Source organism: Faecalicatena contorta (assembly GCF_022835095.1).
Taxonomy (GTDB): domain Bacteria; phylum Bacillota; class Clostridia; order Lachnospirales; family Lachnospiraceae; genus Faecalicatena; species Faecalicatena contorta.
The window spans coordinates 3468421-3486296 of record NZ_BQNQ01000001.1 but is presented as its reverse complement, the minus strand read 5'-3'; the positions used below and the strand labels follow the sequence as shown (position 1 = coordinate 3486296).

Genomic DNA, 17876 nt, shown 5'->3' with positions numbered 1-17876 from the left:
GCAGATTCAAAAGAAAGTGGGGGATGTGAGATGCATCGTTTCTTTACAGAACCGTTCAGGGTTCATGAAACCGTGATAGAGCTTGGTGGACCGGACGTAAACCATATAAAAAATGTGCTCCGCATGAAGCCTGGAGAAAAGGTGGAAATCAGTGACGGAGCAGGGACAGAGTATCTGTGTGAGATAGACCGGTATGAAGAGGAAGCTGTGATTCTCCGGATTTTGTCATCAGCAGGAGAGCCTGCAGAGCTGCCATCTAAGATTTACCTGTTTCAGGGGCTGCCCAAAAGTGATAAAATGGAACTGATTATCCAGAAAGCCGTGGAGCTTGGAGTCTATGAGGTGATCCCGGTGGCTACGAACCGTGCAGTGGTAAAGCTGGATGAGAAGAAGGCGGCCAAAAAAACGGAGCGCTGGAACGCGATCGCCCTGAGCGCCGCAAAGCAATGCGGCCGCAGCATCATCCCGCAGGTGACGCAGGTGAAAGGCTTTGGCGCAGCGCTGGAATATGCGGCGGGGCTGGATATTGTGCTGATCCCGTATGAACTGGCAAAAGGAATGGAAGAGACAAGGCAGCTGATTTCGTCTGTTGAGCCGGGGCAGAGCATCGGAATATTTATCGGGCCGGAGGGCGGATTTGAGGAGGAAGAGATCGAAAAAGCCGTGAATATGGGGGCGCTTCCCATCACGCTGGGCAGGAGAATACTGCGCACGGAGACGGCCGGATTAACGATTTTGTCCATTCTGATGTACCACTTGGAGCTTTCCGTGTGATTTATGCGTTTAAGGCGGAGCATTATGGGTGATTTCATTGCTGCGGGAAAGGATCTTTCTGAACATTAAGTGTTCGGAAAGCATAGTGTAATAATAAGAAACAGTAAAGGAAGAATATCATGGAAGTATATTTGGATAATTCAGCAACGACCAGATGCTATCCGGAAGTTGGGGATTTGGTTTATAAAGTGATGTGCCAGGATTACGGCAATCCCTCTTCTATGCATAGAAAAGGCGTGGAAGCAGAACGGTACGTGAAAGAGGCAAAAGAGAGACTGGCCAGGATTCTGAAGGTGAACACGAAAGAAATCTTTTTTACTTCAGGAGGAACCGAAAGCGATAATCTTGCACTGATCGGCGCCGCTCGTGCCAATAAGCGGGCCGGGAACCATCTGATTACAACAGCAATTGAGCATCCTGCCATTCTGAATACAATGCGGTATCTTGAAGAAGAGGAAGGCTTCCGTGTCACGTACCTGCCGGTAGATGCACATGGAAGGGCAAAAATGGAAGCTTTGAAGGAAGCTCTGTGTGAAGACACGATCCTCGTATCAATGATGTATGTGAATAATGAAGTCGGTTCTGTACAGCCCGTAGACGAGGCGGTTCAGATCGTAAAGAAATATAACCCGAACATTTTATTCCACTCAGACGCTGTGCAGGGATTTGGCAAATATCACATATACCCGAAAAGGCAGGGAATCGACATGCTGACTGCCAGCGGCCATAAGATTCACGGGCCGAAGGGAACCGGATTTATTTATATCAATGAAAAGGTGAAGATAAAACCGATCGTGTTCGGAGGGGAACAGCAGAAGAATATCCGTTCCGGGACGGAAAATGTTCCGGGGATTGCCGGGCTAGGTCTGGCGGCGCAGATGATCTACAGTGATCTGGATATGAAGGTGGCCCTGATGCGGGAATTGAAGGCATATTTTCTGGAAGGAATCTCCGGAATCGAGAATATCGCCGTACACGGCCTGACCGATGAGAACAGCGCGCCTCACATTATTAGTGTTGGAATAGCCGGAATCCGCAGCGAAGTGCTTCTGCATGCCCTGGAAGATAAAGGGATCTATGTTTCATCCGGTTCGGCATGCTCCTCCAACCATCCGTCTGTCAGCGGTGTACTCAAAGGAATCGGAGCCCCGAAAGAGTATCTGGATGCAACACTGAGATTCAGTATGTCGGAGTTCACCACAAAAGAAGAAATTGACTATACGCTGGAGACGTTATATAATTGTGTTCCAATGCTTCGGAAATATACAAGACACTAAAATCTTGCGTTTCCTGCCAGGATGCGGGAAGCGCAGCACATAAGGAGAGAGAGATGAGATTTCATTCATTCTTGATTAAATACGGAGAAATCGGTATTAAGGGAAAAAACAGATATCTGTTTGAGGACGCTCTGGTCCGCCAGATGCGCTTTGCGTTAAAAGAGGTAGACGGAGATTTTTATGTTCACAAAGCCCAGGGCAGGGTCTATGTGGAATGTGAAGGCGAGTATGACTATGAAGAGACGGTAGAGAGCCTGAAGCGAGTATTCGGCATCGTGGGAATCTGCCCGGTTGTGCGTGTGGAAGACCGGGGATTCGAGCAGCTTTCCAAGGATGTTATATCCTACATGGAGGAAATGTATCCCGATGGGAACCAGACATTCAAGGTAGAGGCCAGGAGAAGCCGAAAACAGTATCCCATGACCTCGATGGAGATCAACTGCGAGCTGGGCGGGGTGATACTGGATGCATTTCCGGGGATGAAGGTTGACGTGCACAATCCGGATATCCGGCTGAATGTGGAGGTGCGGGAGGAAATCTATCTTTATTCCGAGATCATACCGGGACCTGGCGGTATGCCCGTGGGTACGAACGGCAGCGCCATGCTTCTGCTGTCCGGCGGGATCGACAGCCCGGTTGCAGGCTATATGATCTCTAAGCGGGGCGTCGGGCTGCATGCCACCTATTTCCATGCACCGCCGTATACCAGCGAGAGGGCAAAAGAAAAGGTGGTTGATCTGGCCAGACTGGTTTCCAGGTACGCAGGGCCGGTTCAGCTGCACGTTGTTAATTTCACGGATATCCAGCTCTATATCTATGAAAAATGCCCGCATGAGGAGCTTACCATTATTATGCGCAGATATATGATGAAGATTGCGGAGCATTTTGCAAAGGAGAACGGCTGCCTGGGCCTGATTACCGGGGAAAGCATCGGACAGGTTGCGAGTCAGACCATGCAGAGCCTTGCAGCCACAAACGCAGTGTGCACGCTGCCTGTTTACCGACCGCTGATCGGATTTGATAAACGGGAAATCGTGGAAATCGCAGAGAAGATCGATACGTATGAGACTTCGATCCAGCCATTTGAAGACTGCTGCACCATCTTTGTGGCAAAACATCCGGTTACAAAACCGAATCTGGAGCGGATTGAAAAGTCGGAGCTGAATCTGGCAGAGAAGATAGATGAGCTTGTGAAGACGGCAATTGATACGACAGAGATACTGACAGTGAAGTAGTGTGCTTGGGGCATGAGTCTTCCGGCTGCGGCATGTGCATCCCCCGGAGAGTTTTATGTAATAGGTAAGTGCCGGGCACTTTCCTATTACATAAAAAGAGCTGTCTCACAAGAGGCAGCTCATATCATGCAGATGTATGCCGATCCGGCATTCTGTATACGGTGTCCGGGGCGGACACGCTTTGTGTGGTGTTGCAATCACTTACTATTTAATAATGTATGGTTCCAGTGCGCTGAGAATATCGTCAGTTACATTTCCCTCAGCATGTACGTTCAGTTCGATCGGTTTTGAAAGATCTAAACTGAAAATACCCATGATTGATTTGGCATCTATGACATATCTTCCGGATACTAAATCAAAGTCATTATCAAATTTTGTAATTTCATTTACAAATGATTTTACTTTGTCGATCGAGTTTAAAGAAATCTGTACTGTTTTCATCGTGAAATCCCTCCTTAATATACATTTACAGGGCTTTACCCTACGTCTATTCTACGAGAAGACAGTTTAAAAGTCAAGAAACAAAGAAGGAAAAAAGTAACAATTTATAATAGTCCAGACAGGTCTGCGCATTTACTGCGCAAACCGTACGAAAACATAGTGGCTGCTGGCATCCAGCTTTTCGCCGCAGGCGAATTTCAATAGGCTGGATGCGTAACAGTTCAGGCTTGCCTGAACTGTTACAACAATTTAGACAAGGAAATAGGAGAATTAATCTATGAAGAAGGTTGCACTGCACAATCTGGGGTGTAAAGTGAATGCTTACGAGACTGAGGCGATGCAGGAAATGCTGGAGAATGCAGGGTATCAAATCGTTCCGTTTAAAGAAGGCGCGGATATCTACATTATCAACACCTGCACCGTTACAAACATTGCGGACCGCAAGTCCAGGCAGATGCTCCACCGGGCCAGGAAGATGAATCCGGATGCGGTTGTGGTGGCTGCGGGATGCTATGTGCAGGCGCAGGAGGACAAGCAGGAGATAGATCCATGTATTGATATTGTGATTGGCAATAATAAGAAACAGGATCTGCTGACTATCCTGGGAGAATATGAAAACAAGTATGATGCAAAAGAAGCGGCTGGGCACAACGCCGCACTCGCCAGAGAATTGATAGATATCAACCATACGAAGGAATACGAACCCCTGCGCCTGTCAAAGACGGGGGAGCACACGAGGGCTTATATTAAGGTACAGGACGGCTGCAATCAGTTCTGTTCTTACTGTATTATTCCCTTTGCGAGGGGACGCGTGAGAAGCCGGGCAAAAGAGGACGTGATGGAGGAGGTAAAACGCCTTGCCGAAAACGGGTACCAGGAAGTCGTCCTCACAGGAATCCATCTGAGTTCCTATGGGATTGATCTGGAGGAGCCGGAAAGCCTGCTGTCCCTGATTCAGGCGGTGCATGAGACTGGGGGGATCAAAAGGATACGCCTGGGTTCCCTGGAGCCGCGCATTATAACGGAAGAGTTTGCTAAGAGGCTTTCGTCACTCGAAAAGCTTTGTCCGCATTTTCATCTGTCTCTGCAGAGTGGGTGCGATGCAACTTTGAAAAGAATGAACAGAAGGTACGACAGCAGGGAATACTATGAAAAATGCCAGCTGCTGAGAAAGTACTTTGATCATCCTGCTCTGACAACCGACATAATTGTCGGATTCCCGGGGGAAACAGAAGAAGAATTCGAGCAGTCCAGGGCCTTTGTGGATAAGGTGGATTTTTATGAGACCCATATTTTTAAATACTCAAAACGGCAGGGCACGAAGGCAGCGGTTATGGAAAATCAGGTGCCGGAACAGGTAAAGGCACATAGAAGCGATATTCTGCTTGCCCTAAATGAGAAAAAGAGACTGGCCTATGAGAAAAGTTTTATCGGAAAAGAAGTGGAAGTTCTGCTCGAGGAAGAAATAGAACAAAATGGCAGGAAAAAGCTGGCCGGCCATACAAAAGAGTATATGAAAATTGCACTAGACGCGGATAAAAATCAGCAGAATTGTATCGTAAAAGTTGAAATTGAAAATGATTTACAAATTATACATTGAATTTTGGCAGTGTTTATATTAGAATTGTAAATAGGGTATTAGGCAAGAATGCCGGATTTATCAAAAGAATGTTGGAAAATACAGATAGCACTAAAATAACAGGGTACACAAAAATGGAGGAGAAGAAATGAGCGATTTAAGCAACACCCAATTCTTTCAGGTAGAGCCGGGTCCCCAGATTTCCGCAAGGGATATTCTGGAGATCGTATACAAAGCTCTGAAAGAGAAGGGGTATAACCCGGTGAATCAGATTGTCGGTTATATTATGTCCGGCGATCCGACTTACATCACAAGTTATAACGGCGCAAGAAGCCTGGTGATGAAAGTGGAGAGGGATGAACTGGTAGAAGAATTGTTAAAAGCGTATATTACGCACAATTCCTGGGAATAATCATTATGAGGATTATGGGACTTGATTATGGCACGAAGACAGTCGGCGTCGCGATCAGCGATGCTCTGGGACTTACTGCCCAGGGAATTGAAACAATTCAGAGAAAAGAGGAGAACAAGCTGAGGCGGACTCTGGCGCGTATCGAAGAACTGGTTTCTGAATACGAGGTGGAGAAGATTGTGCTTGGTTTTCCAAAACATATGAACAACGACATAGGAGAACGTGCGGAGAAATCTTTAGAGTTCAGGGATATGCTTGCGCGGCGCACCGGGCTGGAAGTCATCATGTGGGATGAGCGCCTGACAACCGTGGAGGCAGAGCGGACTTTGATTGAGAGCAATGTGAGACGTGAGAACCGGAAAAAGTATATTGACAAGATTGCAGCAATATTCATCCTGCAGGGGTATCTGGATTCTGTATATTTGCAAAGGCAGACCGGGCAGGGCGAGTAAAGTATGGCCTGCGGGCAGATGCAGATGCTGCGGAAATAAGGGGACATTTGTATGGAAAAGATTAAATTTACATTTGAGGATACAAGTGAAACAGTAGAATTTTTTGTTCTGGAACAGACAAAAATTAATGGCGCTGTATACATACTGGTCACAGACTCAGAAGAAGATGACGCGGAATGTCTCATATTAAAGGACATGAGTTCTGCAGAGGATGCAGACAGTGTCTATGAGGTTGTTGAAGATGATACTGAGCTTCTGGCGGTTTCCAAGGTTTTTGAGGAACTGCTGGAGGACGTAGATATTGAAATGTAAGATCTGTATCCGCCGTGCGGCACAGTTAAACCGGGCCGGGCTGCGGAAGGCCATAAAAGGCAAAAGATTTTTACAATAGATTTACTTACTGCTAATGAATCGGAGTATGGCAATGGAACAGGAAAAAGTGCAGGAACTGCTTAAAGTAAAACTGAGAGAAAAAGGTTTAAAAGTAACACAGCAGAGATTGCTAGTTTTACAAACGCTGGCTAAGAACAGCGGCAGCCATATGGCGGCTGAAGACATATACGAAGTGATAAAGGAGGGCTATCCTGAGATTGGACTTGCCACCGTTTATCGTACTTTGCAGCTGCTCCTTGAAATGCAGTTGGTGGACCGCATTAATTTAGATGACGGGTGTGTCAGATATGAGATCGGACATATTTTTGAAGGTGATACAAAGCACAGCCATCATCATCTAATATGCAGGACATGTGGAAAGGTACTTCCTTTTGAAGATGACCTCCTGGAGGAATTGGAGCGTCATATTGAGGAGGATACAGGATTTCATGTGCTGGATCACGAACTGAAATTTTACGGACTTTGTAAAGAATGCCTCAGTAAAAGCAAATAATCCGTTGTCTAAATGCAACGGAAGGTTGCTGTTTTTTTCATGCGCAGAAGTAGGTGCTGTTCACACACTTCAGGTGCGCACGGCATGTTCTGGACATTAATGAAGTAAGGTTACTGTTCACACCCTACGGGCGTGCACAGTAACGGCATCTGTCCATTTAAAGTCGCCTACGGCGAGGAGCAGATGCCCCGAGACCATCACTTCATCGGCTCCGATGCCGTGCAGCGAGATGCACGGCACGGTCTGAGCAGTAACGAAGTAAGTACATAAAACACATGGAGGTGTAAAATTATTGAAAAAAACAAACAATGGTAAATTAAGGATTATCCCTCTCGGCGGTCTTGAGCAGATAGGGATGAATATTACTGCCTTTGAATACGAGGACAGTATTATTGTAGTGGACTGCGGACTCGCATTCCCGGAAGACGATATGCTCGGTATTGATCTTGTAATACCGGATGTAACATATCTTAAGGATAATATCGACAAGGTTAAGGGATTTGTTATTACCCATGGACATGAGGACCATATCGGCGCTCTGCCCTATGTACTGAAGGAGATTAATCTCCCGATTTATACAACAAAGCTGACCATGGGTATTATTGAAAATAAATTAAAAGAACACAATCTGGTTCGCGGTACAAAGCGGAAAGTAGTACGCCACGGGCAGTCAATCAACCTTGGTAAGTTCAGGATAGAGTTTATCAAGACCAACCACAGTATTCAGGATGCATCCGCGCTGGCAATCTATTCACCGGCGGGCATCGTGGTGCATACCGGAGACTTCAAAGTGGATTATACACCAGTATTCGGCGATGCGATTGATCTGCAGCGTTTTGCAGAGATCGGAAAGAAGGGCGTGCTGGCGCTGATGTCGGACAGTACGAACGCAGAGAGGAAAGGATTTACCCAGTCCGAGAGGACAGTGGGAATCACGTTCGACCATATCTTTGCGGAGCATCAGAACACAAGAATTATTATCGCCACATTTGCATCCAACGTAGACCGTGTACAGCAGGTGATCAATTCTGCATATAAGTACGGCCGCAAGGTGGTTGTAGAAGGCCGCAGTATGGTAAATATTATTTCAACGGCATCAGAATTGGGATACTTGAATATACCGGAGAATACACTTATTGAGATTGACCAGATGAGACATTATCCTCCGGAGAAGATGGTGCTGATCACAACAGGAAGCCAGGGAGAATCCATGGCGGCGCTGTCCAGAATGGCTGCGGATGTACACCGCAAAGTTACAATCCAGCCGAATGATACGATCATCTTCAGCTCCAACCCGATACCGGGCAACGAGAAGTCAGTGTCACGTGTTATCAATGAATTATCTGCAAAGGGAGCCAATGTAATTTTCCAGGATGCCCATGTTTCCGGGCATGCCTGCCAGGAGGAACTCAAGCTGATCTATTCGCTTGTGAAACCTAAGTACGCGCTTCCGGTGCACGGTGAATACCGCCACCTCAAGGCGAATGCGGCGATTGCCAGTTCCCTGGGGATACCAAAAGAGAATATTTTTATCATGCAATCCGGAGATGTTATGGAGCTGAGCGAGGATGAGGCTAAACTCGTGGATAAGGTACACACAGGAGCAATTCTGGTGGACGGTCTGGGAGTCGGAGATGTTGGGAACATCGTACTCAGAGACAGGCAGCATCTGGCCGAGGATGGTATTCTTATCGTCGTACTGACGCTGGAAAAGGGGACTAACCGTCTGCTTGCAGGACCGGATATTGTATCCCGCGGTTTCGTCTATGTGCGTGAATCAGAAGGACTGATGGAAGAAGCACGCCAGGTTGTGACAGACGGCCTGGAGCGCTGCCTTGCCAATAAGCATGCGGACTGGAATAAGATTAAGCTGGTCATCCGGGATACAATGAATGATTATATCTGGAAAAAGACGAAGAGACGCCCGATGATTATACCAATCATAATGGATGTGGATGTGTAAGACATGATAGTAGATGAACGTATCGTTACATTCATCAATTCTATGGAGACAGAGAACAGTGAAATACTGGAGGCCATCGAGAGGGAAGCCCTGGATACTTGCGTTCCGATCATAAGAAAAGAAATGCAGAGCTTCCTCAAGGTGATTATCACCATACAAAAACCTATGCGCATTCTCGAAGTAGGGACTGCCGTAGGTTTCTCTGCGTTATTGATGAGTGAATACGCCCCGGAGGGGTGTGAGATCATAACAATAGAAAAATATGAAAAAAGAATTCCCATTGCCCGTGAAAACTTCAGGAGAGCGGGGAAAGAGCAGCAGATAACCCTGCTGGAGGGGGATGCTTCTGAGGTGCTGAAAGACTTGTACCAATCCTTTGACTTTATCTTTATGGACGCGGCCAAGGGCCAGTACATCCACTTTATGCCCGAGGTCCTGCGGCTTCTGGCGGATGGCGGCACGCTCGTTTCAGACAATGTCATGCAGGATGGGGACATCATCGAGTCCCGCTTTGCAGTAGAGCGCAGGAACCGTACCATTCATGCCAGGATGCGGGAATATCTGTATGAACTGAAACATAATGAAGAGTTGGTAACGTCCATACTGCCACTGGGGGACGGCGTAGCAGTCAGCACAAAAAGAGGACAGTTAAAAGAGGAAATGTGATAGAAAGGATTAGGAAATGGGAAGACGTCCAGAACTTTTGATTCCGGCAAGCAGTCTGGAAGTATTAAAAACAGCAGTCATATTCGGAGCAGATGCAGTATATATTGGCGGAGAGGCTTTCGGGCTTCGTGCAAAGGCCAAGAATTTCTCTATGGAAGACATGAAGGAAGGGATTGCCTTTGCCCATGAGCATTTTGTAAAAGTCTATGTTACAGCCAATATACTGGCGCATAACCGCGATCTGGCCGGTGTGAGAGCGTATTTTAAAGAATTGAAGGAAATAAAACCGGACGGCCTGATCATAGCGGATCCGGGGGTTTTTGAAATTGCAAAAGAAGTATGTCCTGAGATTGAACGTCATATCAGTACACAGGCCAATAACACGAACTACGGCACATATAATTTCTGGTACAAACAGGGAGCAAGCCGTGTTGTCTCGGCAAGGGAGCTTTCCCTGGATGAACTGAGAGAACTGCGTGATAATATACCAGATGATCTTGAAATAGAGACATTTGTCCACGGAGCAATGTGTATCTCCTATTCCGGAAGATGCCTGCTGAGTAACTATTTTACGGGCAGAGATGCAAACCAGGGCTCCTGTACCCACCCCTGCCGTTGGAAGTATGCGGTTGTAGAGGAGACAAGGCCCGGCGAGTATATGCCGGTCTACGAGAACGAGAGAGGCACCTATATCTTCAATTCAAAGGATCTGTGTATGATCGGACATATTCCCGAACTTCTGGAAGCGGGCATAGACAGCCTGAAGATTGAAGGACGCATGAAGACTGCCCTTTATGTGGCAACCGTTGCGAGGACTTACCGCAAAGCCATTGATGACTGCCAAAAAGATCCGGAGCTGTACAGAAAAAACATGCCCTGGTACCTGGAACAAATCTCAAACTGCACATACCGCCAGTTTACAACGGGTTTCTTCTTTGGAAAGCCGGATGAGACAACTCAGATCTATGACAGTAATACCTATGTCAAAGAATACACTTATCTCGGAATTATCGGTCAGGAGCGGGACGGGCTGTACGAAATAGAGCAGAGAAACAAATTTTCCGTAGGTGAAACAATAGAGATCATGAAACCAAACGGAGATAATATAGAAACTACTGTGCTTCAGATCATAAATGAAGATGGAGAAGAACAGGAGAGCGCGCCGCATTCCAAACAAAAACTGAGGATCAAATTGAGCAGAAATGCGGAGCTGTTTGATCTTCTTAGGCGGAGGGAGGATGGGGACACGAAATAAAGGGATAGCCGCAAGCCGTCCAAGTGCATGCATGCCGTTTTGATGTGCGGACACGGACCTAAGAAATTCTAGGAAGCCGACAGCTAAAAAAGTGAGGCACAGGCGACACATCACGAGAAATCCGATGATTTCTCGCGCTGGGTCGCCTAATTTTGTGATTTGGTGATCACAAAATTTCCCCACTTTTTTAGCTGCCGGCTTCCAAGAATTTCTTAGGTCCGCTTTAGCACTTCAAAACGGCATGTATGCACTTGGACGGCTTGCGGCTATCCCTTTATTTCGCTGGTGCATCCGGACGGTAGGGAAGACCTGTCTGCCAGAGGCTTATAGACGGTAAAGGCGTATTGAGTCGTTGAGGGGGCAGTATGTCCTGGTTTGTAAAGAAGATGGTTAGTCTAATATTTTGAAGAACTTATGGATAACCCTATGCAGTGATAAGTAGATTTTTTCTTTATATCAAAACATAACAGTATTACTATAAGTCAATTACTGGGGGTTTTACATTGCACCGAGCGAATTAATACGTGGCAACCGTTTGGTGCCACTTTCAGGGGAGGGGCTTTTACTGCCGATTGGATGAACCAGCTGAAAAACCGGGAAGCCTGCCCCAGGCGGGGAGTACCTATGCCATTTTAAAAATCCGCGCCGTTTACGTAAGAGGCGCGGATTTTTAAAATGGCATAGGTACTCCCCGCCTGGGGCAGGCTTCCCGGTTTTTCAGCGTCCCTCTCCGCAAAAAACTCCCCAATACCCACCTTAAAAGAATTCCCGCAGCTTTTCCACCGCACTTTTTTCAATGCGGGAGACGTAGGAGCGGGAGATTCCCAGCTGCCTGGCAATTTCCCGCTGTGTGTATTCTTCCCCGTTGTAGAGGCCGTACCGCATTTTTAGAACAAGCCTTTCGCGCTGGGAGAGTTCGTTTTCAACTTTGTCATAAAGCTTCTGGATATTTTCTTTGAGGTTGATTTTTTCGGGGACGTCTGCTTCGTCGGTTTCGATGATGTCATAGAGCTTGATTTCGTTGCCTTCTCTGTCGGTGCCGATGGGTTCATACAGCGAGATTTCCTTGCTTGTTTTCTTTTTGGCCCGCAGATACATCAAAATTTCATTTTCAACACATTTGGAAGCATAGGCTGCAAGCCGGTTGCCCTTATCTGGATTAAATGTAACGACAGCTTTGATCAGGCCAATGGTTCCTATAGATATGAGATCCTCAGGGTCCTCGTCGAGATACTGGTATTTTTTAATGACATGTGCAACGAGCCGCAGATTTCGTTCGATTAAGACATGTTTTGCCTGAAGGTCGCCCTCTGTATATTTTTGCATGTAATATTTTTCTTCCGATGGAGTGAGGGGATTTGGAAAAGATTTCAAGAACAGCACCTCTAAGCACATTTGATATAGTCTATGTGAAAAACGTCAAAATTGTGCTTTTCCACACAAAATAAATAGGGAGTTGCGGAGGGGACGCCTGTCCGGGAGGGAGCTTCTGCCGCAGGCCAGGAAACTTCCATGCCCCTTTTCGGCTGCGGCCCGTTTGCTTAGTCTCGCTAGATAAAAACCGTATCGGATGGGGAGGCACCAGCGGCATTCACCCCGCAATTCTGAAGAATTGCGCGGCTCAGGCCGCTTTGAAATCTGCTTCGGAAGCAGATTTCAGCCTCCCCATCCGATACGGTTTTTATCAAACGAGACTACGCGCACTCTATGCAGCCGAAAAGGGGCATGGAAGTTTCCTGGCCTGCGGCAGAAGCCCCCTCCCGGACAGGCTGGTCGCATCCGGACGGATGGATATTTCTTTTGTCGGGGCGGGAAGCTGCGAGGGAGGCGGATTGAATCGCATATGAGTGACTTAATGACTGAAGCATTTGTGTAATTTGTTGATAAGCCATCTCCAGCCATCAGATATCCGTCCATACATCACAAATACGCCTCAGCCGCAGATCCACCCTCCGTGGGAGTATTTTATCTTCCGCCTTGATGCGCCCCGCCGGAAACCAGTCTCCCCTCTCTCTCAGCGCCCCCTCAAAGCAAAAAACTCCCTTCAAAGATCTCCTTCTTGACAGGAGTGCGATAGTAAGCTATGATGGATTCACCAGTTCCGGGGATTTCTTCCCTGGTTGTCAATTCGGGCCGTTTCGGCCATGTTCCATTTATTTACTTATCTATTTTTGATCAATGCTTGAAAGGAGTGTATGAATGAGTTTCAGCACAGTTTTATCAGCGTCTGTTCAGGGGCTGAAGGTGGAGTTTGTACATGTGGAGGCAGATGTCAGCAATGGGCTTCCTGCTTTTCATATGGTTGGGTATCTTTCTTCTGAGGTGAAGGAGGCAGCAGAAAGAGTGCAGACAGCAATCCGCAATTCGGGGCTGGATTATCCGGCTAAGAAGACGGTGATTAATCTGTCACCGGCAACGATGAGAAAGAGAGGGGCGGCGTTTGATCTGCCCATTGCGGTGGCAATTCTTGTATCCCTGGGGCTGATTCCTGAGGAGAATGTGAAGAATGCCCTGGTTATAGGGGAGCTGAGCCTGGATGGATGTTTACAGAAAGTTCCGGGAATTCTTCCTGTGATTATGGAGGCAAGGGCGGCAGGGATTCCCGTGTGTGTAGTACCGAAAGCCAATGCACCTGAGGGTGCGCTAGTAGAAGGGGTCGCGGTGCTGGGGGTTCGAAATCTTCATGAAGTTATTTCTTTTTTATCTGGAGAAGTGCGGCTGGAGCCAGAGCCGTATCCAAAACATAAGCAAGGGGAGCCTGTACAAAAATTTCCGGATTACAGTGAGATACAGGGGCAGGAAAATGTAAAGCGGGCCGCAGAAGTAGCCGTAGCGGGCGGCCATAACCTTTTGCTGGTTGGGCCGCCGGGAAGCGGAAAAACAATGGCGGCCAGACGAATTCCGGGGATCCTTCCGCCTATGACACTGGAGGAAAGCATGGAGATTACGAAGATATACAGCATAATGGGGCTGTTAGATAAGGAAGCACCGCTGATACGACAGAGGCCGTTCCGCAGTGTACACCATACGGCTACAAAGGCGGCGCTGATTGGAGGCGGCCTGGTTCCTGCTCCCGGTGAGATCAGCCTGGCTCATGGAGGCGTACTGTTTTTGGATGAACTTCCGGAGTTCCAGAAGGCTGTGCTGGAAGTGCTGCGGCAGCCACTGGAGGAACATCAGATACACATAGCGAGGACACACGGCAATTATGTGTTCCCGGCTAATTTTATTTTGATTGCGGCCATGAATCCATGCCCCTGCGGCTGCTATCCCGATTTCGAACGGTGCACCTGTACTCCCGGCCAGATCCAGCAGTATTTGAGCAAGATCAGCCAGCCTTTTCTTAGCCGTATCGACATTTGCGTGGAGGCTCCCAAAGTGGAGTTCGAGGCTCTTTTGCGAAAAAGAAAAGAAGAAAGTTCAGCAGAGATACGAAGGCGTGTATGTGATGCCCGTGAAATTCAAAACCGGCGCTATACAGGGACAGGTATTGTTTCGAATGCGATGCTTGGGGTTAAAGAGCTGGAGGTATACTGTAGGCTTGGAAAAGCGGAAAACAGGCTGATGGAGCAGGCATTTACTTCCCTCAGGCTCACAGCCCGGACTTACCACAAAATCCTGAAGGTGGCCAGAACGATTGCAGATTTGGACGGACAGGATAGAATTGCTGTGAAACATATAAAAGAAGCAATAGGTTACCGTACGATGGACAAAAAATACTGGGGGAGATGAGAAAATGAAATATGAATATTGGCTTGCTGCTATTACACCTTTGAGTGACCGTAAAAAATATCTGCTGAGAAAACATCTTGGTTCCGGTGAATGTATATTTTATATAGAAGAAACAAAACTAAAAGAATTAGAGTTCTTAAATGAAAGGGACATCCATACAATTATGCAGGCGCAAAAGGAGCGAAATCCGGAAGAAACAGCAGCAAAGCTGGAGGAGAAATCCATCCGCTTTATTCCCTGTTTTTCCCGGGAATTCCCAGGAAGACTGAGGACAATTCCGGATCCGCCCTATGCGCTTTACGTAAAAGGCAGACTGCCGCAAGAGGAGAAAAGGGCGGTTGCGATTGTGGGCGCCAGGCGCTGTACACCCTATGGAGAAAAGTATGCTTTTGAATTCGGGGAGCGGCTTGCAGAGTGTGATGTTTCGGTTATCAGCGGGCTGGCGAGGGGCATAGACGGAACCGCCCAGCGGGGCGCTCTGATGGGAAAAGGGCATACGTATGCGGTATTAGGCTGTGGTGTGGATATCTGTTATCCACGGGAACATATCGGGCTGTATGTGGATATTTTAGAAGAAGAAGGAGGAATCCTGTCCGAATTTCCGCCTGGAACCCCTCCCGCACCCCAGAATTTTCCCCGGCGGAATCGGATTATCAGCGGTTTGTCGGATTTGGTTCTTGTGATCGAGGCACGAGAGAAGAGCGGATCATTGATCACCGCGGATATGGCCCTGGAGCAGGGACGGGATGTGTATGCGCTGCCGGGGCCTGTTAACAGCAGCCTGAGCCAGGGCTGCAATGAGCTGATCCGACAGGGGGCAGGTATTCTGTTGTCGACGGAAATGCTCCTGGAGGAGCTGAATATGAACTGTACCGAAGAGAACAAAAAAACAGCCAAAATTGAAAAAGTGCTTGAAAGTGGGGAAAATATGGTGTATAGTCGTCTTGGTTTGTATCCCAAGAATCTTAGCCAGCTCACAGAGGAAACGAAGCTGCCGGCAAACGAGGTGCTTGAGCGGCTTGTGTCGTTAGAACTGAAAGGATACATCAAAGAGATTTCAAAAAATCATTATATTAAGATAAAATGATAAATAGAGGCGTGAAAGCCTATTGGAGGAAGTTTTATGGCACATTATCTGGTTATTGTGGAGTCACCTGCCAAGGTGAAAACAATCAAAAAGTTCCTGGGGAGCAACTATTCAGTTGCTGCATCGAACGGACATGTCCGAGATCTGCCCAAGAGCCAGCTGGGCATTGATATAGAAAACGACTATGAGCCCAAATATATTACGATTAGGGGAAAGGGAGATATCCTGGCGAATCTGCGCAAGGAAGCAAAGAAAGCCGACAAAGTCTATCTTGCAACTGACCCCGACCGAGAGGGAGAGGCGATATCCTGGCATCTGGCAACGGCTTTGAAATTAGATGATAAGAAAATGCGCCGTATTACATTTAACGAGATTACCAAAAATGCTGTAAAGGCATCTTTAAAGGCCCCCAGGGATATTGATATGAGTCTGGTTGACGCTCAGCAGGCACGCCGTATCCTGGACAGAATGGTGGGCTACCGTATAAGCCCGGTGCTGTGGGCAAAAGTAAAAAGGGGACTCAGTGCGGGACGCGTGCAGTCGGTTGCGCTTCGTCTGATTGCAGACAGGGAGGCCGAGATCGATGCATTTATTCCGGAAGAATACTGGTCTCTGGATGCTGTTTTAAAGGTAAAAGGCGAAAAGCGTCCGCTGGTGGCTAAGTTTTACGGTACAGAGAAACAGAAGATGACGATTGGTTCAGAAGAGGAACTGAATCAGATAATCAAAGCAGTAGACAACGAAGAGTTTAAAATCACTGATATTAAAAAAGGAGAACGCATCCGCAAGGCCCCGCTTCCTTTTACAACCAGTACGCTGCAGCAGGAAGCCGCTAAGGTACTGAATTTTGGAACACAGAAAACGATGCGCATTGCACAGCAGCTGTACGAAGGAATTGATATCAAGGGGAATGGGACAGTCGGTGTGATTACTTATCTGCGTACGGATTCCACCAGAATCTCCGAAGAGGCGGATGAAGCGGCAAGAGAATATATTGCGTCAGCTTATGGAAAAGAGTATGTGGCTGCAGGCGCTCAGGCGAAAAAGACCGAGAAGAAGATACAGGATGCGCATGAGGCCATCAGGCCTACCGATATTACCAGGACTCCGGCCTCCCTGAAAGATTCTCTTTCCAGGGATCAGCTGCGCCTTTATCAGCTGATCTGGAAACGGTTTGCAGCAAGCAGGATGCAGCCTGCAAAGTATGAGACCATTTCTGTAAAAATAGGAGCAGGTGATTACCGGTTTACAGTAGCAACTTCGAAAGTAGTATTCGATGGTTTCCGCAGTGTCTACACAGAGGCTGACGAAGAGAAAGAAGAGAGCAATGTTCTGGTAAACGGACTGAGTATGGACACCCGGCTGAATAAGGAGAGCTTTGATTCAAAGCAGCATTTTACGCAGCCGCCAGCGCATTATACGGAGGCGACTCTGGTCAAGATGCTGGAAGAACTGGGCATTGGCCGTCCAAGTACTTACGCTCCTACGATCTCCACGATCCTGGGACGCCGCTATGTCACAAAGGAAGCAAAGAACCTTTATATCACAGAGATCGGCGAGGTTGTGAATAATATCATGAAGCAGTCTTTCCCAAGTATTGTGGACGAGAACTTCACTGCCAATATGGAAGGCCTGCTGGATATGGTGGAAGAAGGCAAGGTACCTTGGAAAGAGGTCATCCGTAACTTCTATCCGGATCTGGAAGAAGCAGTGCAGATTGCCGAGAAAGAGCTGGAAAGTGTTAAGATCGAAGACGAAGTGACAGACGTGATTTGTGAAGAGTGCGGCCGGAACATGGTGGTAAAATATGGCCCTCACGGAAAGTTTCTGGCTTGTCCGGGATTCCCGGACTGCAAGAATACAAAACCATATCTGGAGAAGATTGGCGTTCCATGCCCGGTTTGCGGTAAAGAAGTAGTAATCCGCAAGACAAAGAAGGGCAGAAAGTATTATGGCTGTGAAAATAATCCGGAATGTGAGTTCATGTCCTGGCAGAAGCCATCCAAGGAAAAGTGCCCTGAATGCGGCAATTATATGGTAGAAAAAGGAAGTAAACTCGTATGTGCAGATGAAAAATGTGGATATGTCCGAAATCTGAAAAAAAATTAGATAAATGA

The 17876-nt window shown here is 47.4% G+C and carries 17 protein-coding genes; 14 read left to right on the top strand and 3 right to left on the bottom strand.

Going from position 1 to position 17876, the window contains the following annotated elements:
• Positions 1-30 precede the first annotated feature (30 nt).
• From MWG26_RS15745 to thiI, 3 genes are all read left to right on the top strand, one after another.
• A complete protein-coding gene (locus tag MWG26_RS15745; protein WP_025656749.1) occupies positions 31-774 on the top strand; it encodes a 16S rRNA (uracil(1498)-N(3))-methyltransferase in 744 nt (247 codons plus the stop codon).
• A 119-nt stretch (positions 775-893) separates the two neighbouring features.
• Positions 894-2051, top strand: coding sequence for a cysteine desulfurase family protein (locus MWG26_RS15740; RefSeq protein ID WP_025656750.1), 1158 nt, complete (start codon positions 894-896; stop codon positions 2049-2051).
• Between the two features lie 53 nt (positions 2052-2104).
• Positions 2105-3286, top strand: coding sequence for a tRNA uracil 4-sulfurtransferase ThiI (thiI, locus tag MWG26_RS15735; RefSeq protein WP_025656751.1), 1182 nt, complete (start codon positions 2105-2107; stop codon positions 3284-3286).
• A 204-nt stretch (positions 3287-3490) separates the two neighbouring features.
• Here thiI and MWG26_RS15730 read toward each other — a convergent pair whose 3' ends face one another.
• A complete protein-coding gene (locus tag MWG26_RS15730; RefSeq protein WP_025656752.1) occupies positions 3491-3727 on the bottom strand; it encodes an HPr family phosphocarrier protein in 237 nt (78 codons plus the stop codon).
• A 277-nt stretch (positions 3728-4004) separates the two neighbouring features.
• Between MWG26_RS15730 and mtaB the strand changes: the two genes are divergently transcribed.
• The 8 genes from mtaB (at position 4005) to MWG26_RS15690 (ending at position 10940) form a co-directional block, all read left to right on the top strand.
• Entirely contained in the window at positions 4005-5327 is a 1323-nt protein-coding gene (mtaB, locus tag MWG26_RS15725; RefSeq protein WP_117440689.1) for a tRNA (N(6)-L-threonylcarbamoyladenosine(37)-C(2))-methylthiotransferase MtaB, read from the top strand.
• 127 nt (positions 5328-5454) lie between these two features.
• On the top strand, positions 5455-5718 hold the full coding sequence (locus MWG26_RS15720) for an IreB family regulatory phosphoprotein (protein ID WP_009003184.1): 264 nt from the start codon (positions 5455-5457) through the stop codon (positions 5716-5718).
• Positions 5719-5723: 5 nt separating this feature from the next.
• Positions 5724-6170, top strand: a complete 447-nt coding sequence (ruvX, locus tag MWG26_RS15715; RefSeq protein WP_025656753.1) for a Holliday junction resolvase RuvX — start codon at positions 5724-5726, stop codon at positions 6168-6170.
• A 51-nt stretch (positions 6171-6221) separates the two neighbouring features.
• Positions 6222-6482 (top strand): DUF1292 domain-containing protein, encoded by a 261-nt coding sequence (locus MWG26_RS15710; protein ID WP_025656754.1) that lies wholly within the window; start codon positions 6222-6224, stop codon positions 6480-6482.
• A gap of 106 nt (positions 6483-6588) precedes the next feature.
• A complete protein-coding gene (locus tag MWG26_RS15705; protein WP_025656755.1) occupies positions 6589-7056 on the top strand; it encodes a Fur family transcriptional regulator in 468 nt (155 codons plus the stop codon).
• Positions 7057-7348: 292 nt separating this feature from the next.
• Entirely contained in the window at positions 7349-9019 is a 1671-nt protein-coding gene (locus MWG26_RS15700; protein ID WP_025656756.1) for a ribonuclease J, read from the top strand.
• A gap of 3 nt (positions 9020-9022) precedes the next feature.
• Complete coding sequence (locus tag MWG26_RS15695; protein ID WP_025656757.1) at positions 9023-9685, top strand: O-methyltransferase; 663 nt, start codon at positions 9023-9025, stop codon at positions 9683-9685.
• Between the two features lie 16 nt (positions 9686-9701).
• Complete coding sequence (locus MWG26_RS15690; RefSeq protein WP_025656758.1) at positions 9702-10940, top strand: peptidase U32 family protein; 1239 nt, start codon at positions 9702-9704, stop codon at positions 10938-10940.
• 756 nt (positions 10941-11696) lie between these two features.
• Here MWG26_RS15690 and sigK read toward each other — a convergent pair.
• Positions 11697-12314 carry an RNA polymerase sporulation sigma factor SigK gene (sigK, locus tag MWG26_RS15685; RefSeq protein WP_025656759.1) on the bottom strand — a complete coding sequence of 206 codons (618 nt, stop codon included), beginning with the start codon at positions 12312-12314 and terminating at the stop codon, positions 11697-11699.
• Positions 12315-12841: 527 nt separating this feature from the next.
• Complete coding sequence (locus MWG26_RS15680; protein WP_155857968.1) at positions 12842-12988, bottom strand: hypothetical protein; 147 nt, start codon at positions 12986-12988, stop codon at positions 12842-12844.
• A 151-nt stretch (positions 12989-13139) separates the two neighbouring features.
• Between MWG26_RS15680 and MWG26_RS15675 the strand changes: the two genes are divergently transcribed.
• Genes MWG26_RS15675 through topA form a run of 3 tightly spaced genes read left to right on the top strand, consistent with a single transcriptional unit; the run spans position 13140 to position 17868 of the window.
• Positions 13140-14672, top strand: a complete 1533-nt coding sequence (locus MWG26_RS15675; RefSeq protein ID WP_025656760.1) for a YifB family Mg chelatase-like AAA ATPase — start codon at positions 13140-13142, stop codon at positions 14670-14672.
• A gap of 4 nt (positions 14673-14676) precedes the next feature.
• Positions 14677-15759, top strand: coding sequence for a DNA-processing protein DprA (gene dprA / locus MWG26_RS15670; RefSeq protein ID WP_025656761.1), 1083 nt, complete (start codon positions 14677-14679; stop codon positions 15757-15759).
• Between the two features lie 36 nt (positions 15760-15795).
• Positions 15796-17868: a type I DNA topoisomerase gene (gene topA / locus MWG26_RS15665; RefSeq protein ID WP_117440690.1), complete on the top strand. Its 2073-nt coding sequence runs from the start codon at positions 15796-15798 to the stop codon at positions 17866-17868.
• The last annotated feature ends 8 nt before the right edge of the window (positions 17869-17876 follow it).

Excerpts from the sequence above, each read along its gene's own strand:
- MWG26_RS15745 (WP_025656749.1), top strand. The coding sequence starts at position 31 with ATGCATCGTTTCTTTACAGAACCGTTCAGGGTTCATGAAACCGTGATA.
- MWG26_RS15740 (WP_025656750.1), top strand. The coding sequence starts at position 894 with ATGGAAGTATATTTGGATAATTCAGCAACGACCAGATGCTATCCGGAA.
- dprA (WP_025656761.1), top strand. The coding sequence starts at position 14,677 with ATGAAATATGAATATTGGCTTGCTGCTATTACACCTTTGAGTGACCGT.
- MWG26_RS15695 (WP_025656757.1), top strand. The coding sequence starts at position 9,023 with ATGATAGTAGATGAACGTATCGTTACATTCATCAATTCTATGGAGACA.
- MWG26_RS15705 (WP_025656755.1), top strand. The coding sequence starts at position 6,589 with ATGGCAATGGAACAGGAAAAAGTGCAGGAACTGCTTAAAGTAAAACTG.
- MWG26_RS15730 (WP_025656752.1), bottom strand. The coding sequence starts at position 3,727 with ATGAAAACAGTACAGATTTCTTTAAACTCGATCGACAAAGTAAAATCA.
- MWG26_RS15675 (WP_025656760.1), top strand. The coding sequence starts at position 13,140 with ATGAGTTTCAGCACAGTTTTATCAGCGTCTGTTCAGGGGCTGAAGGTG.
- MWG26_RS15720 (WP_009003184.1), top strand. The coding sequence starts at position 5,455 with ATGAGCGATTTAAGCAACACCCAATTCTTTCAGGTAGAGCCGGGTCCC.
- mtaB (WP_117440689.1), top strand. The coding sequence starts at position 4,005 with ATGAAGAAGGTTGCACTGCACAATCTGGGGTGTAAAGTGAATGCTTAC.
- MWG26_RS15710 (WP_025656754.1), top strand. The coding sequence starts at position 6,222 with ATGGAAAAGATTAAATTTACATTTGAGGATACAAGTGAAACAGTAGAA.
- thiI (WP_025656751.1), top strand. The coding sequence starts at position 2,105 with ATGAGATTTCATTCATTCTTGATTAAATACGGAGAAATCGGTATTAAG.
- MWG26_RS15690 (WP_025656758.1), top strand. The coding sequence starts at position 9,702 with ATGGGAAGACGTCCAGAACTTTTGATTCCGGCAAGCAGTCTGGAAGTA.
- topA (WP_117440690.1), top strand. The coding sequence starts at position 15,796 with ATGGCACATTATCTGGTTATTGTGGAGTCACCTGCCAAGGTGAAAACA.
- ruvX (WP_025656753.1), top strand. The coding sequence starts at position 5,724 with ATGAGGATTATGGGACTTGATTATGGCACGAAGACAGTCGGCGTCGCG.